Origin of the sequence: Lentzea miocenica (assembly GCF_033949945.1) — a bacterium.
Classification (GTDB): domain Bacteria; phylum Actinomycetota; class Actinomycetes; order Mycobacteriales; family Pseudonocardiaceae; genus Lentzea; species Lentzea miocenica.
On the sequence record NZ_JAXAVW010000002.1, the window covers coordinates 192958 to 208010 of the forward strand.

13 protein-coding genes are annotated in these 15053 nt (G+C 70.0%); 6 read left to right on the forward strand and 7 right to left on the reverse strand.

Annotated elements, in window-relative coordinates; all coding sequences use genetic code 11:
* Positions 1-4 precede the first annotated feature (4 nt).
* Positions 5-1477 (forward strand): amidase, encoded by a 1473-nt coding sequence (locus tag SK803_RS03260; RefSeq protein ID WP_319964211.1) that lies wholly within the window; start codon positions 5-7, stop codon positions 1475-1477.
* Here SK803_RS03260 and SK803_RS03265 read toward each other — a convergent pair.
* The gene (locus SK803_RS03265) at positions 1467-2399 is read right to left on the reverse strand and encodes an alpha/beta fold hydrolase (protein WP_319964212.1); all 933 of its coding nucleotides are present in this window, start codon (positions 2397-2399) and stop codon (positions 1467-1469) included. The two genes, SK803_RS03260 and SK803_RS03265, sit on opposite strands and share 11 nt — an antisense overlap.
* Before the next feature lie 68 nt (positions 2400-2467).
* Between SK803_RS03265 and SK803_RS03270 the strand changes: the two genes are divergently transcribed.
* A complete protein-coding gene (locus SK803_RS03270) occupies positions 2468-3055 on the forward strand; it encodes a helix-turn-helix domain-containing protein (RefSeq protein WP_319964213.1) in 588 nt (195 codons plus the stop codon).
* Here the strand turns inward: SK803_RS03270 and SK803_RS03275 are convergent.
* Positions 3042-4262, reverse strand: a complete 1221-nt coding sequence (locus SK803_RS03275; RefSeq protein ID WP_319964214.1) for an MFS transporter — start codon at positions 4260-4262, stop codon at positions 3042-3044. The two genes, SK803_RS03270 and SK803_RS03275, sit on opposite strands and share 14 nt — an antisense overlap.
* 120 nt (positions 4263-4382) lie before the next feature.
* On the opposite strand from SK803_RS03275, the gene SK803_RS03280 reads away from it, so the two are divergent.
* A complete protein-coding gene (locus SK803_RS03280; RefSeq protein ID WP_319964215.1) occupies positions 4383-5036 on the forward strand; it encodes a winged helix-turn-helix transcriptional regulator in 654 nt (217 codons plus the stop codon).
* Positions 5037-5102: 66 nt separating this feature from the next.
* Here the strand turns inward: SK803_RS03280 and SK803_RS03285 are convergent, their stop codons facing one another.
* From SK803_RS03285 to SK803_RS03295, 3 genes are read right to left on the reverse strand one after another with little or no spacing between them, the layout of a single operon-like run.
* Complete coding sequence (locus SK803_RS03285; RefSeq protein WP_319964216.1) at positions 5103-6461, reverse strand: carboxyl transferase domain-containing protein; 1359 nt, start codon at positions 6459-6461, stop codon at positions 5103-5105.
* On the reverse strand, positions 6445-7848 hold the full coding sequence (locus SK803_RS03290) for an acyl-CoA synthetase (protein WP_319964217.1): 1404 nt from the start codon (positions 7846-7848) through the stop codon (positions 6445-6447). Before SK803_RS03290 ends, SK803_RS03285 begins: the two co-directional genes overlap by 17 nt.
* A gap of 5 nt (positions 7849-7853) precedes the next feature.
* Positions 7854-9140, reverse strand: a complete 1287-nt coding sequence (locus SK803_RS03295; protein ID WP_319964218.1) for an SLC13 family permease — start codon at positions 9138-9140, stop codon at positions 7854-7856.
* A 130-nt stretch (positions 9141-9270) separates the two neighbouring features.
* Here SK803_RS03295 and SK803_RS03300 point away from each other — a divergent pair, with 130 nt between their 5' ends.
* Entirely contained in the window at positions 9271-9972 is a 702-nt protein-coding gene (locus tag SK803_RS03300) for a FadR/GntR family transcriptional regulator (RefSeq protein ID WP_319964219.1), read from the forward strand.
* Here SK803_RS03300 and SK803_RS03305 read toward each other — a convergent pair.
* Together SK803_RS03305 and SK803_RS03310 are read right to left on the reverse strand one after the other, a co-directional pair.
* Positions 9950-12934, reverse strand: coding sequence for a TIM-barrel domain-containing protein (locus SK803_RS03305; protein ID WP_319964220.1), 2985 nt, complete (start codon positions 12932-12934; stop codon positions 9950-9952). The two genes, SK803_RS03300 and SK803_RS03305, sit on opposite strands and share 23 nt — an antisense overlap.
* 84 nt (positions 12935-13018) lie before the next feature.
* Positions 13019-13636 carry a dihydrofolate reductase family protein gene (locus tag SK803_RS03310; RefSeq protein ID WP_319964221.1) on the reverse strand — a complete coding sequence of 206 codons (618 nt, stop codon included), beginning with the start codon at positions 13634-13636 and terminating at the stop codon, positions 13019-13021.
* A 75-nt stretch (positions 13637-13711) separates the two neighbouring features.
* Between SK803_RS03310 and SK803_RS03315 the strand changes: the two genes are divergently transcribed.
* Together SK803_RS03315 and SK803_RS03320 are read left to right on the forward strand one after the other, a co-directional pair.
* Positions 13712-14575 carry a LysR family transcriptional regulator gene (locus tag SK803_RS03315; protein WP_319964222.1) on the forward strand — a complete coding sequence of 288 codons (864 nt, stop codon included), beginning with the start codon at positions 13712-13714 and terminating at the stop codon, positions 14573-14575.
* A 5-nt stretch (positions 14576-14580) separates the two neighbouring features.
* Positions 14581-14997, forward strand: coding sequence for an effector-associated domain 2-containing protein (locus tag SK803_RS03320; RefSeq protein WP_319964223.1), 417 nt, complete (start codon positions 14581-14583; stop codon positions 14995-14997).
* The last annotated feature ends 56 nt before the right edge of the window (positions 14998-15053 follow it).

A 15053-nucleotide genomic window follows, 5' to 3' on the forward strand; every position in this document is an offset into this window, starting at 1 on the left:
GCGCGTGGACTTCGACGAGTACCGGAAGCACGACGCCACCGGGCTGGCGCAGCTCGTCGCGGACAAGCAGGTGTCCGCGGCGGAACTTCTCGCGGTGGCGAGGGAACGCGCCGAGGCGGTGAACCCGCGGCTCAACGCGATCGTGCGGGACGTGCCCGTCCCGTCGCTGGACGACCTCACCGGGCCGTTCGCCGGCGTGCCGTTCCTGATCAAGGACCTGGGCCAGGACTACGCGGGTCTGCCGACCTCCAACGGGTCGCGTTCGTTGCAGGCGCACCGGGTCACCGAGCACTCGACCGTCGTCCAGCGCTGGCTCGACGCGGGCCTGGTGATCTTCGGCAAGACCAACCTGCCGGAGTTCGGCGCGAAGGCGATCAGCGAGTCGACGGCCTGGGGTCCCGCGCGCAATCCGTGGGATCTGGAACGCACGCCCGGTGGTTCGTCGGGCGGGTCGGCCGCGGCGGTCGCTGCCGGGATCGTGCCGTGCGCCGGCGCGAACGACGGTGGTGGCTCGACCAGGATCCCGGCCGCGTGCTGCGGACTCGTCGGGCTCAAGCCGGGGCGCGGGCTCACCCCGTTCGGCCCGGAGACCGCCGAGATGATGCACGGCGCGGCGGTGCAGGGCGTGGTGTCCAGGACCGTGCGCGACACGGCCGCGATGCTCGACGTCATCTGCGGCGGCGAGCTGGCCGGGCCGTACTCGCCCGCCATGCCGGCGGCGTCGTTCGCGTCCTGCGTCGGTGAAGCGCCCGGCAAGCTGCGGATCGGCGTCCGGGTGCCGTCCGCGATCAACCCGGAACCGCACGCCGAGGCGTACGCGGCGGTGGAGTCGGCGGTGCGCGTGCTGACCGAGCTGGGCCACGAGGTCGAGGAACTGCCCGAGGCGCCTTACGACGACGCCGCGCTGGCCCGCGACTTCCTGCTCACGTGGTTCGTGAACCTCGCGTGGAAGGTCGCCGACGCCAAGCGGCTGACGGGCGCGCCGGACATCGCCTTCGAGCGCGACACGCTGCTCATGGCCGCGCTGGGCCGGGCCACGAGCAGCGTCGACTACGTGGACGCGGTTCAGCGTCGGCACGAGCACACCCGCCGGTTGAGCACGTACTTCGAGTCCTACGACCTGCTGCTGACGCCGACGCTGGCGACCCCGCCGCCCAAGGTCGGCTCGTTCGACCTGCCGGTGTCGTTGCAGCGGGCCACCGACGTGCTGCTCAAGACCGGCACCGCGCGGTTCCTGAAGCACACCAAGCTCGTCGACGACATGATCTCCGACAACCTCGGCTGGGTGCCGTACACGCAGCTGGCGAACATCACCGGCCGGCCAGCGCTCTCGTTGCCGCTGCACTGGACCGCGGACGGGCTGCCGCTCGGCGTCCAGTTCGTGGCGCCGCTCGCGGGGGAGTCGCTGCTGATCCGGCTGGCGGCCCAGCTGGAGGAAGCGCTGCCGTGGGCGGACCGGATGCCGGTCATTCGCTGAGGAACCGCAGCAGTTCCGCGGTGACGAACTGAGGGTTCTCCTCGACCAGCCAGTGCCCGGCGTTCGGCACGTCCAACGCGCGCACGATGTTCGTCATCCGCGGGGCCGCTGTGCCCCGGATGGTCTGCGCCTGCCCCTGGGAGGCCATGACCAGGGTCGGCGCCTGGACGGGGGTGGCGTTCTCGGTGTCCTTCACGTCCTTGTCGAGGGTGCGGTACAGCTCGAAGCCGCCTTTGAGGACCTCCGGTTTGCTGTACGTGCGCGCATACTCGTCGATTTCCTCGTCGGTGAACGGGGACCGCGTCGAGGTCCCGCCGAAAGCCGTGCCGTTGAAGGAGACCTGCGGGTAGAACAGCTTCAGGTAGGCGCGCACGTCGTTGCCGACGACGGCCTCCGGCACCTCGGGCTGTGCGTGGAAGGCGATGTGCCAGCTCAGTTTCCGGTAGGTGGGGCCGTCGATCGCCGGTCCGGGCAGCGGCAGGTCGAGGTAGCCGAGCCTGGCCGTGTCGGTAGGGAACTGGCTGGCGTACTGGAACGCGACCGCGGCGCCGAGGTCGTGTCCGACGATCGCGGGCTTCCGCAGGTTGAGCTTCTTGGTCAGCGCGTGGACGTACCGCGCCAGGGTGGCCTTGTCGTAACCGCTGGGTGTACCGGTGCTGTCGCCGAGGCCGGGCAGGTCGAGGGCGTAGACGGTGTGGCGTTCGGCGAGCGCGGGCATGATCGGCCACCAGCCGTACCAGGTCTGCGGCCAGCCGTGCAGCAGCACCACCGGGGACCCGCTGCCGCCGGTCACGTAGTGCATGCGGACGCCGTCGACGTCGGTGTGCTCGTGCCGGAAACCGTCGTGGAGCGCGGGCCCGGACGAGCAGCCCGCGAGGGTGAGCAGGAGTGCGAGCACCAGGGCCGCTGTCTTGCGTGTCATGTGGCCACCTTGGTCAACAGTGGCCGGATCTGGCACGAAAACTTGCCGCTCTGGCAAGATGGCGGCTCGTGAACCGCGAAACGGAAGAAGTGCTCGACGGGGTAGGTCCGCGCCTGCGTGCGTTGCGGCGTCATCGCGGCATCACCCTCGCCGACCTCGCGACTACGACCGGAATCTCGGAAAGCACCCTGTCCCGGCTGGAGAGCGGGCAACGCCGCGCCACCCTGGAACTGCTGCTTCCGCTGGCGCGCACCTACGACGTGCCGCTGGACGACCTCGTCGGCGCCCCGCGCACCGGTGATCCCCGCATCCACCTCAAGCCGATCCACCGGTTCGGGATGACGTTCGTGCCGCTGTCCCGGCGGCCGGGCGGGGTGCAGGCGTTCAAGATGCTCATCCCCGCCACGCCGGAACCACTCGAACCCACGTTGCAGACCCATGACGGGTTCGAGTGGCTGTACGTCCTCAACGGACGCTTGCGGCTGGTGCTCGACGACCTCGACCTGACGGTGTCCGCCGGTGAGGCGGCGGAGTTCGACACGTCGTCACCGCATTGGCTGGGCAGCGCCGACGGCGGCGCGGTCGAGCTGGTCATCCTGTTCGACCCGCAGGGCATGCGCACGCACATCCACGCCGACCGGATCAGCTCCGGTTGAGCCGGGCGGCGGCGACCACGCCGAACAGCGTCACGATCGCGATGACGACACCGAAACCCGTCGCCGTGGACGCCGCTCCGGCGACGCCGATGAACAGTCCCGCGATGATCGCCGAGCTGCCCATGGCGAGGTAGCCGACGAAGAAGACCGCGGTGAACAGCCCCGCGCGGTCGTGCGGCGCGACCTCCGGCACGAGCCCTCGGGTCGTGCCGGCGAACGAGACGCCGATCCCGCCGCCGCCGATGATCGCCGCGGCCCAGAGCAGCGTCAGCGAGGTGGCGCCGATGCTGCCGATGAACAGAACGGCGCCGACGATCATCGCGCTCAGACCGGCGATCCTCAGCGTTGGCGGGCGGAACCGGCTCGTGAGCGCCGAGCCGGCGGTCGCGGTGGCGAGGGCGAACGCCGCGAGCAGCGAGCCGAGGATCGGACTGTCCACCTTGAACACGGCCACCAGCAGCGCGGGCACCAGTCCCATGAACAGCGTCATCGTCATGAACCCGCCGACGATCCCCGGCACCGTCGTCCAGTACAGCCTGCGCACCTGACCGGGAAGCGAGATGCGCGGGTTCAGCGATGCCAGCGCACCCGGCTTGCGCGTCGCGGTCTCCGGCGTGAACACCGCGAAGACCGTCAGCGCCGCGATCACCACGGCGAGCACGAGCCACACCGCGAACGGCGCGTCGGTCGCGAACTCGGCCAGCACACCCGCGAAGAGCGCGCCGATCGCCAGCCCCGCGAGCGGCGCCATGCTGGTCATCTGGGCGCCGAGCTTCTTGAACCGCTCAGGCGCGAGCTCGACCACGGCCGCACTGAGCGCGCTCGACGCCGCGCCGGTGGCCACACCCTGCACGACCCGCGCGGCGATGACCCAGCCGATCGACGGCGCCGCGAGGAACATCAGCATCGCCACCAGGTCGATCGCGAGTGCGCTGATCATCAGCGGCCTCCGTCCGATGTGGTCGGACAGCGACCCGATCACCAGGATCGCGACCAGCAGCGAGAACGCGTAGACGCCGAACGCGAGAGTCAGCACCCACGGCTGGAACCCCCACTGGTGCTGGTAGATGGGCAGCAGCGGCGTCGGCGCCCCGGCCGCCACCAGGATCACGACCATCGCCGTCGAGATGCCCGCGAAGCCGGCACCACGTGACAGGAACGGCCAGCGCGAGGCCGTGTTGTTGGTGCGTTCGAGCAGCGCGGTCATCGCACGTCCTTCACGTTCGAGGGTGAGGGCAACGACGGTAAACGGGGTCACTTCGTTTTTGCAAGTGTGCTTCCGCTTACGCCATTGGCTGCGCGTCGGCAAGCTTGCTACGCTGAGTGCGTGAAGCGACGTGACTTCGGTCAGTACTGCGGTCTCGCCCGAGCGCTGGAGCTGGTGGGCGAGCGGTGGGCGTTGCTGATCGTGCGCAACCTCGTCGTCCGGCCGCGTCGCTACACAGAGCTGCAGACCGGCCTGGCGGGAATCCCGACGAACGTGCTGGCGACCCGGCTCAAGGAGCTGGAACAGGCAGGCATCGTGGAACGCCAGGTGGCCCCGGCCCCGCAGCGCGGCGTCGTCTACGCCCTGACCGACGTCGGCCGCGACCTGGAACCGGCCGTGCTGGCCCTGGCCCGCTGGGGCGCCACCCAGCTCGGCGAACCGCAACCGGGCGACGTGATCTCACCGGAAGGCCTCGTGCTCAACCTCCGTGCCGTGTTCCAGCCGGCCCAGGCCGCCGGGCTGACCGCGTGCTGGGAGATCCACGTCCGCGACGTCGTGGTGCACGCCGTGATCACCGACGGCGACCTCACGACCGGCCTCGGCGCCGCCCCGGTCAAGCCCGACCTGATCATCACCGCCCACGTCCCCGCCGACGCGCCGGCGTCCTACCGGGGGATCATGACCATGGTCAGGGACGGGCTGGTGGACCTGAGCGGCCGCAAGAAGCTGCTCGACACGTTCGTGCGGGTGTTCACGATTCCGCGGGCTGCTTAGCCGCGATCGAGCCGGGCAGCGGCAGGCCCGCCGCGACGGGCAGGGCGTGCGCGGTGAGGCGCTCACCTACCTGGTCGTCGCCTGATCAGTCGCGTGTTCAGGGGCCTGGTCGAGTTCGGCGACGCCTGCCGCGATCCCCAGCTCGACCAGGTCCTGCGGCCGCAGCCGCAACTGGTCCGCGGTCGCCCGCACCTGCGACGGGTCGCGCTTCAGGATCGCCGCCGCCAGCTCGGGCGAGATCACCGCGAGGTAGCTGTCGGGCGTCGCCCACATCCGGTCGGGAGCGGCGAACGCCAGTGCGCCACCGGATCCGCCCTCGCCGATCAGCAACGTCGTCACCGGAACGCGTGTGGCGGCGATCGCGGTGAACATCTCCGCGATGGCCGCGCCGATCCCTGCTTTCTCCGCCGCCGCGTCGTTGGCGGCGCCCGGTGTGTCCACGAGCGTCAGCACCGGGATGCCGAGCCGGTCGGCGAGTTTGACGAGGCGCGCGGCCGTGCGGAACCCCGCCGGTCGGGTGGCCGTGCCGCGTTGGGCCGCGTAGGCGACTGTCCTGCCGTCGCGGTGCCCGAACCCGCACAGCACGCCGGCGTCGACACCGCCCGCGCGGTCGCCGTTGATCGGTTCGTGCCAGTCGAAGTAGGCGGCCAGGTACTCCTCGGCACGCGGACGGCTCGGCGCACGGGCCCGCAGCACCGCGTCCCATCCGGTCTCCGGGACCGTCTTCGCACCCAAGGCCCTTGGCACAGGTGCGGGTTCGCCCGCGGGTGTGGTGAGCAGCTTCAGCCACCGTTCCAGCCGGTCGCGCAGTTCGTCCGGTGGCACGAGCTGGTCGACCAGACCGGCCGCGAACTGTTGCGTCACCGAGTAACCCGGCGGGCGGACCCGTGATCCGGCGAACCCGACCTGGGCACCTCGCAGCCCCAGCACGACGTCCGCGCCCGCGCCGAGCGTGGCCCAGCCGCCGCCGGTCGTGGGGTCGCGCAGAACGGCGACATGCGGCAGGCCTGCTCCGCGCGTCAACGCGATCTGGCGCGCGATGCGCGGGAGCTGCATCAGGGCCGGGGTGCCCTCCTGCATGCGGCTGCCACCGGTCGCGACCAGGGACACCACCGGCAGGCGCAGTTCGCGGGCATGGGTGAACGCCTGCTCGATGCGAGCGCCGGTGCGGGTTCCCAGAGAACCGCCGAGGAAACCGAACTCGAACGCCACGACCACGGCCGTGACGCCGCCGATCTCCGCGACGCCGCAGACGACGGACTCGCGCTCGCCGGTGCGCTCAGACGCCTGTGCCACCGCGAGGTCGTACCCGTGCCAGCCCAGCGGACCATCCACCGTGGACGGCGAGGAGTCGTCGGGCAGCTCCGCGAACCCCGACGCCACCAGATCGATCACCGCGCGGGCCGGCTCACGTCCGGAGCGCACGCTTCATCACCTTGCCCATGTCGTTGCGCGGCAACGACTCGACGAACCGCACGACCCGCGGCCGTTTGTGCGGGGTGAGCAGCCGGGCGACGTGGTCCACCAGCTCGTCGGCGGGCACCTCACCGGCCCGCACGACCCAGGCGATGATCCGCTCGCCCAGGTCGTCGTCGGGCTCGCCGGTCACGGCCACCTCGGCGACCGCGGGGTGTTCGAGGAGGGCGTTCTCGATCTCGCCCGCGCCGATCTTGTACCCGCCGCTCTTGATGATGTCCGTCGCCTTGCGCCCGACGATGCGGTAGTAGCCGTCGAGGTCGCGGGTGCCGACGTCGCCGGTGCGGAACCAGCCGTCCGCGAACGCCTCGGCGGTGGCGTCGGGCCGGTTGAGGTACTCGGTGAACAGGTTCGGCCCGCGCACCTGGATCTCGCCCACCGCACCGGTTTCGTCCAGCACACCACCGTCGTCGCCGACGAGGCGAACCTCGACTCCCGGCAGCGGCACGCCGACCGCGCCGGGCCGGCGTTCGGCGTCCGCGCGCACGCTGGTGTTCATCAGCGTCTCGGTCATGCCGTAGCGCTCGACCACGCGTTGTCCGGTGGCCGCGGCGATGCGTTCGTGGTCGCGCACGGGCAACGCCGCCGAACCCGACACCAGCAGGCGAGCCTTGCCCAGCGCGGCACCGAGGCCCGTGTTCTCGCCGACCTCCTCCGCGATGCGGTGGTACATGGTCGGCACGCCGAACATCATCGTGCCGTCGCCGTCCAACGCCCGCGTGAGCTCAGCCGTCGAGAACTTGCCGAGGTGCCACAGCGTGCCACCGCGGCGCAACGGGCCGAGCACGCCGAGGATCAGCCCGTGCACGTGGAACAACGGCAGCGCGTGCACCAGGACGTCGTCGGAAGTCCACTGCCACGCCTCGGCCACCGCGTCCAAAGTGGACACGATCGCCCGGCGCGGCAGCACGACGCCCTTGGGGGAGCCCGTGGTGCCCGAGGTGTAGACGATCAACGCGGGAGCCTCGCCGCCAGGCTCGGCGAACGGCTCGAAGGCGCCTGCGTCGAGCGTGACGTCCCGGCGCGGCACCGACCGCAGACCGGACGGCAGCCGAGCACCGGGAGCCACGAGCATGTTCGCGGGCGCGCTGTCGGACACGATGTGCGCGAGTTCGCGTTCGCCGACCTTCGGGTTGATCGGCACGGCGGGCACCCCGGCGAGCAGCGCGGCGACCACGGCGACGCAGGTCTCGATGGTCGGCGTGGCCCAGATCGCGACCCTGGGAAGCCCGGACAGCTGCTGTGCCAGGGCTCCCGCGCGGGAAGCCAGTTCGGTGTGGGTCAGCACGCGGTCGCCGAAGCGGAGTGCGACGCGGTCGGAGGACAAGGGGAACATCAGGCTCACCAGATTCCGGGAACGACGAGGGCGAGCCAGACCAGCGGCGGCGCTGCCGCGACCATGATTCCGCCGTAGACCATGAGCTGCTTGAAGAACTTGTCGCGGTCGACGTCCTGCGCACCGGCCAGCACCAGCGCGCCGTTGGTGGAGAACGGGCTCACGTCGACCACGGTCGCGGACACCGCGAGGGCCGCGATCAGACCCACCGCGCTGACGTCACCTTGCAGCAGGAACGGCACGGCCAGCGGAATGAGCGCGCCCATGATGCCGACCGACGAGGCGAACGCGGACACGATCGCGCCGATGTAGCAGATCAGCAGCGCGGCGATGAGGGGAGCGCCGACGCTGGCGACCGAGTCGCCCGCCCACTTGATCGTGCCCATCGTCTGCAGCACGGCGACGTAGGTGAGGATGCCGCAGATCAGCAGCACCGTCGGCCAGGTGATCTGGGTGATCGCCTGCTTGCTCGTCTCCGGCCACACCACGCTGAGCAGCACGGCCACCGTGATCGCGGCGAGGCCGACGTCGAGGTCGAACACCAGCGCCGCCACCACGAGCGCGGCCAGTCCGACGAGGGTGGCGATGCGCGGCGTGGTCAGCGAGACCCGTTCTTCTTCCTCGGGCTCGTCCTCACTCGAGCCACCGCCGCCGGTGCGGACCAGAGCGGGCGCGTCGAGCGGTTGCCGGGCCAGCTTCATGCCGCCCAGCACCACGAACACCACGGCCGCGATCAGCAGGTTCACCACGAGACTGGCCAGGAACAGCACGATCTCGTTGCCCGGCAGGCCTTCCTTGGCCACGATGCCGTTCACGATCGTGCCGTAGATGCTGATGGGGGAGAACCCGCCGGCCTGCGCGCCGTGCACCACCATGACGCCCATCAGGAGCGGGCTGATCCTGTACTTGGCGGCGAACCCCATCGCGATCGGCGCCACGATGGCGACCGCGGCCGGGCTCACCGCGCCGATCGCGGTCAGCACGCCGGTGATGGCGAACATGACCCACGGCATCAACGCGATCCGACCGCCCACCAGCCGGATCGCCGCGTGCACCAGCCAGTCGGTGGTGCCGTTGGCGCGGGCGATGGCGAACAGGAACGTCACACCGACCAGCACGACGAACAACGAGCCGGGGAAGCCTTTGAAGATGTCGTCGGCCTTCATGTCCGCGACCAGCGTGCCGACCCCGAAGGCCGCGGCGAACGCGAGCGCTCCCATGTTGATCGACCTGGTCGTGGCGATCACGAACACCACGACCAGCACGAGTATCGAGATGAGTTCGGCGGACATCAGGGGCTCCCGTCGTTGGGGCTGTCCTAGGGCACAGTGGCCAAGTGGCTCAGCCACTTTCCGCCCACTGTCCACCAGCTGTCAAGAGGTGGCCTAGTGGCTGAGCCACTTGACCGGTTATCCTGGGCAGATGTCCGAGGCACTGCGGCCGATGGTGAAGTCCCGCCTGTACGAGCAGGTGCTCGAACGCCTGCGCGCGCACGTCAGCGAGGCGGGGCTGAAGGCGGGCGACAAGCTGCCGCCCGAACGCGACCTCGCCGCGAGCCTCGGCGTGAGCCGCGCGTCGGTGAAGCAGGCGATCGTGGTCCTGGAGGTCCAGGGCCTGGTCGAGGCCCGGCACGGCGGCGGCACCTACCTGGTGCGCGACACCCTGGACGTGGAGCCGGTCGAGCAGCTGGTCGAACGCCGCAAGCGCCTCCCCGAGGTGCTGGAGGCCCGTGAGGCCCTCGAGACCAAGCTGGCCGAACTCGCCGCCGAACGCCGCACGGACGCCGAGCTGGAGGACATCCGGCTGGCCCTGGACTTCATGCGCGACGAGATCGCCGAGGGCGAGAACGGCGTGGAAGGGGATCGCCGCTTCCACGCCGCTGTCACGGCCGCCGCACACAGCTCGCTACTGGCCGACTTCATGAAGGCGATCGCCGGCCAGATCACCGAGAGCCGCACCGAGTCGCTGCGCCAGCCGGGCCGCCCGTCCCGTTCGCTGGCTCAGCACACCGCGATCTACGAGGCCATCGCGGCGGGCGACCAGAAGAAGGCCGCCGCCGCGATGCGCAAGCACGTCCGCACCGTCGCGAAGGTGCGACTGCTCACCTGGGTGCCCGAAGACTGACCACCGCCGGAGTGTTGCCAGCGTTGACGACGTGACTGGACCCGTCCGCCTTGTGCACGACGAACCTCCAGTCGCGTTTGGACACCTTGTTGGACAGCAGAACGATCGTGTCGCCGAACTGCTGGATGCGCGTGCGTCCCTTGTCCTCGTACAGCGTGAACTCGCCGCGCGCACCGGCCGTCACGTGCACGGTGAGCGAGCCGGTCGGGTTCTGCACGTCGTTGGTGACGTTGTCGGTGCGTTCGACCAGCATCCCGCCCGCGCGCATGAACACCGGCATGGTGTCCAGGCCCGCGCTGACGGTCGCCCAGGTGTTGCCCTGGTAGACCTGCCCGGTGAAGTAGTCGGTCCACTGGCCGGGCGGGAACCACACCCGCGTCGAGCCGGTGTCGCCGGGCGTGGTGATCGGCGCGACCAGCACGTCCGGCCCGAGCAGGAACTGGCTGTCCACAGTGGAGTACGCCTCCGGGCTGGACGGGTACTCCAGATACGCCGGACGCACCACCGGCAGGCCGGTCCGGTTCGCCTGCTCCGCCAGCGTGTAGATGTACGGCACCAGGCGTTCGCGCAGGTTCAGGAACTTCGTCGCGGACGCCTGCGCGGCCGGTCCGTACTGCCACGGCAGGCGGTCGCCGTGGTTGCTGTGCAGGCGGGTGATCGGCTGGAACGAGCCCAGCTGCACCCACCGCGCGTACAGGTCGTCCGGCAGCTTGGTGGTGTACCGCACCTGGCCGTTGTCGAGGTAGGTCTCGGACCCGCGCAGGCCGGTGGTGTCGTTGTGGCCGCCGATGTCGTGGCTGATCGAGGACATCCCGGTCGACACGCCCTCGGCGGAGGTGTAGCCGATGGTGCCCTTCATCGCGCCCCACGTCGACGACGTGTCGCCGGTGAAGTGCAGGGTGGTGCGCTTCTCCGCCCACGGTCCGGTCTGCAGTGGCCCGGAACCGCTGTAACCACCGGCTTGTAGTGAACCGAACCCGCGGGAGAACGCGAACGCGCCCATCTTCGCGTACTGCTCGTTGATCCACGTGTCCGCGGTGACCCCGCGCATCGACGATCCCGAGCCGTCGCAACACCAGTCGAGCCACCAGAAGTCGGTGGGCATCTTCTGGTGCAGCTCCACGTACGCGCGCAGCTGGTCAGGGTCTGCCCAGTCGAACACGTAGCAGTCCGCGCAGGATCCCTTGGCCAGCTTGCCCTTCGCGGTCGCCTGCGCCTTCGGGAAGTCGGGGTCGGTGCCCTGGATGCTCGGGTGGATGTTGAGCGTGCTGTGCATGCCCTCGTTGTGCACCCAGTCCAGGAACCCCTGCGGGTCGGGGAACTTCGCCTGGTCCATCTGCCAGCCGTTCCACGTGTTGCGCGCCTTGAAGTCGGTGTCGACCACCAGGACGTCCAGCGGCACACCGTGCCGGCGGAACGCGGGCAGGATGCGGTCGCGGAAGTCGGCTGCGGTCCGGTCGATGTACTCGGAGTACCAGACGCCGTAAGCCCAGCGCGGCAACAACTTCGGCCCGCCGGTCAACGTCGCCAGGTCGCCCAGCGCGGTCTTGTGGTTCTGGCCGTAGCCGAACACATAACCGTCCTGGTACGGCTGTGCGCCGCGATCCGGCCGTGGAGTGCCGTTGGTGTAGGCGGAACTCGTGTCGTCCAGCAGGTACCAGCCGTCGCGGTACATCAGCCCGGGGTAGAGGCGGGGATCCCCGTTGTCGCCGGTGTAGCCGTCCAGCGAACGCCGGTAGCCGCCGAGCGCCAGGTGCTGGGTGGAGTTGTTGATCCCGATCGTGTCGAGGTTGACGTGGCACCCGGTGGCCGGACACGTGACGGTGAGGTCGGAAGTGCCCGCGGGCAACGCGATCCGCGCGGTCGTGGTCGCCCACGTCGCCCAGTTCGCCGTCACCGGCAACGTCACCGCCTGTCCGTTGAGGAAGACGGTCCGCGGCTCGTGCCTGCCGTCGCCCCCGACCCCGTTGGCGTACCTCAGAACCACCGGATACGTGCCCGCGGCCGGAACCCCGCTCACGGGCTGGCGCAACCGCGTGCCGCCGACCAGTTCGGCGACGAACCCGGTCCCGGCGAATCCGGCGTGCTCGTCGGCGATCTTGGCCGGACCGGTGAGCGCGCCGTTCTCCGCCTCGCAGCTGGTGCCGAACCGGCAGTCGTCCAGCGCCCGGTCACCCGGATAAGCCTGGCCGGCGGTGAGCAGGGCCAGGCTGTCAACATTGACGTTGCCGGAATCGGTGGCGCGCCGGGTCAGCGAGACCCGGTGCTCACCGGCGGACAGGTCGATCTCGGTCTCGGCCTGCCTCCAGTCACCCCAGTCCGCGGTCGCGGGCAACGTGATCTGCCGTGCCGACTGCCCGTCGACGCTGAGGCCGAGCGTGCGGTTCTCGTGCTTGCCGTCGCCGCCCTGGCCGTTCGCGTACTTCACGACGAGCCGGTGCCTGCCCGCGCTGGTCGCACGGACGGTGGCGGTGACGCCGTTGTTGGCGTAGGAGAACCCGGCGACGAAGCCCGCGCCGGTGTGGCCGGTGTGGTCGGCCGCCACCAGCATGCCCTCCCGTTGCTGGTCCTCGGCCTCGCACAGCTGCCCGGTCGCACAGACCACCCGCCGCCACGGGGACGCGGTCGTGCCGGCCGTCCTGAGTTCGAGGTTGTCCGCGCGGAACGGTCCGGAACCCACGCGGTACCGCAAGGTCATCGCCGAGGTCGTGATGACCAGCCAGCCGTTCTCGACCCGCGAGCTGTAGGCCGTGCGGGGGAAGGTGTGATTTACAACGTTGTAAGTGGCCGCGTTCTCAAACCTGCGGTCCCCGGCGAACTCGCTTCGCACGAGGGTGGGGGAGAGGATCTGGAACCTGGCCTGCCCGGACACGACCGTGTTGGTCGGCTGAGCTGTCGCAGGGGCGGGCAGGATCAGGCTGAGCAGTGCCAGCAGTGGGACGACTGTCGCGCGTTTCCGCATCCGTGCTCCTCGTCTGACGCCGTCGGCTTCCGAGGTGTTCAGGTACGTGAACACCTCTCACCTTGGCCTGACGAAGTGGAGCGATCAAGACGCCGTTCGGCCCACCACGCGATAGGTCACGTGCGTGAAGGAGCTCCCGGCCCGCGACTCGACCTGCTCGAGGTTCAGCTGGCCGACCCCGTCGAACAGCCGCGTGCCGGCGCCGAGCGTGATCGGCACGATCCGCAGCCGCAGTTCGTCGATCAGGCCCGCAGCGAGGTACTGGTTGATGGTGGAAGCCCCGCCGTGGATGGAGATGTCGCCGTCCCCGGCCGCCTCCCGCGCCAGCTCGAACGCGGCCTCGATGCCGTCGGTGACGAAGTGGAACGTGGTACCGCCGTCCATCGGCTGCGGGTCGCGCGGGTGATGGGTGAGCACGAAAACCGGTCCGTGGTAAGGAGGATTGTCGCCCCACCACCCGTTCCACGGACGGTCCCAGTCACCGCGCACCGGGCCGAACATGTTGCGCCCCATGATGAACGCCTTGCTCTGGCTCAGCGTGTCCATCTGGCGCTCGAACTCCGCGGGATCCTCCATCCACGCGTGCAGCTTGCTGCCCCAGCCGTCACCGCCGTCGTCGCCGAACGGGCGGTCCTCGGTCTGGTCCAGCCCGGCCGAGTAGCCGTCGAGTGAGATCGAGAGGTCGCACGTCACCTTGGTCATGCGCACCAGCATGGAACAGCTGTTGTATGACGTCCAATGCCAACTTCAGCTCGGACACATTGATAACGTTGATGTGTGCTGAACCTCGTGCACCTCAAGGTCCTGGCCGCGGTCGCCCGGCACGGCTCGGTGACCGAAGCGGCCAGGCAACTGCACTACTCGCAGCCGTCGGTGAGCCACCACCTGTCGAGGCTCGAAACCGCCACGGGCGTCAAGCTCGTGCAACGGGTCAGGCGCGGGATTCGCCTGACGCCGGAAGGACTCCTGCTGGCCAACCGCGCGGCCGAGATCGTCGGCCGCGTCGACGCCGCGACCAACGAACTCGCCGCCCAGGTCGGCCTGCAGGCGGGCCAGGTCCGGTTGGCCGCCAACGCCTCCACGTTGAGCACGATCGTGCCTCGCGCGGCCGTCGCACTGGCCGGGAAGCACCCCGGGCTTGAGCTGAGCCTGTTCGAGCAGCACCCGGTCGAGGCGTTGCAGATGCTGCGGCACGGCGAGATCGAGGTAGCCCTCGTCTTCCGGCACGCCGGCGACCCGGTGGAGGAGGGCTACCGGTTCGTCCACATCGGTGACGACACGATCAACCTGGTCAGCCGCCAGCCGGACGACAGCCTCGCGAACCACCGCGACTCCGCGTGGATCGGCGGGTGCGAGCGCTGCCAGGAGGAACTGGACGCCGTGTGCCGCCGAGAAGGCTTCACGCCGCGCGTTGTCTCGCACAGCGACGAGATCGTCGTCGTGCAGGCGCTCGTGGCGGCCGGTGCGGGGGTCGCGCTCCTGCCAGGGCTCGCGTTGCAGGCCCACCGGCGGCCGGACGTGCACGCCACCGACACCGGGTTCGGGCGCGAGATCCACATCGCGACCTACGGCGACCCGCCCGATCCGCCCGGTGTCGCCGCGGTGATGGCCGCTCTGGCAGAAGCGACTGTGTCAGCCTGATGGACATGACGGAGGAGCCGACTCAGTCCACCAACGACATGTCCGGCGAGGTGCACGGCGATCTGGTGCAGGCAGGCGTCATCAACGGCGACGTCCACCTCCACTCGGCACCGCCGCTGCCGACGACCGGCGACGAGGTGACGGACCTGGTCAACGCCCTGTTGACGGTGCCTTCCATCCGGGATGAGCCGGGCCGCCGCACGGTGTTGTCGCGTCTGCGTCCGGAGATCGGCGATGCCGTGCCACACCACCAGCGCGCCCGCCTGCACGTGTTCGAACTGGTGCGCACGTGCCAGGACTTCGAGGGCGGCCTGGCCGACCTTCTCCGCGTGCTGCGGGAACTGGAGGGCGATTCGATTCCGGTGCGCCATTCGGCTGAAGCCGTGCGGCGCCTGACAGGCGGACGCCCCGCGCCTATGTAACGTTCGGCGTCCTCGAAGCGTTGCGGTGACAGCGATGGATCACTGCCGTACTTCGA

Coding starts and splice junctions, on each gene's coding strand:
- SK803_RS03265 (WP_319964212.1), bottom strand. CDS start 2,399: ATGACACGCAAGACAGCGGCCCTGGTGCTCGCACTCCTGCTCACCCTC.
- SK803_RS03275 (WP_319964214.1), bottom strand. CDS start 4,262: ATGACCGCGCTGCTCGAACGCACCAACAACACGGCCTCGCGCTGGCCG.
- SK803_RS03290 (WP_319964217.1), bottom strand. CDS start 7,848: ATGTTCCCCTTGTCCTCCGACCGCGTCGCACTCCGCTTCGGCGACCGC.
- SK803_RS03295 (WP_319964218.1), bottom strand. CDS start 9,140: ATGTCCGCCGAACTCATCTCGATACTCGTGCTGGTCGTGGTGTTCGTG.
- SK803_RS03300 (WP_319964219.1), top strand. CDS start 9,271: ATGTCCGAGGCACTGCGGCCGATGGTGAAGTCCCGCCTGTACGAGCAG.
- SK803_RS03305 (WP_319964220.1), bottom strand. CDS start 12,934: ATGCGGAAACGCGCGACAGTCGTCCCACTGCTGGCACTGCTCAGCCTG.
- SK803_RS03310 (WP_319964221.1), bottom strand. CDS start 13,636: ATGACCAAGGTGACGTGCGACCTCTCGATCTCACTCGACGGCTACTCG.
- SK803_RS03320 (WP_319964223.1), top strand. CDS start 14,581: ATGACGGAGGAGCCGACTCAGTCCACCAACGACATGTCCGGCGAGGTG.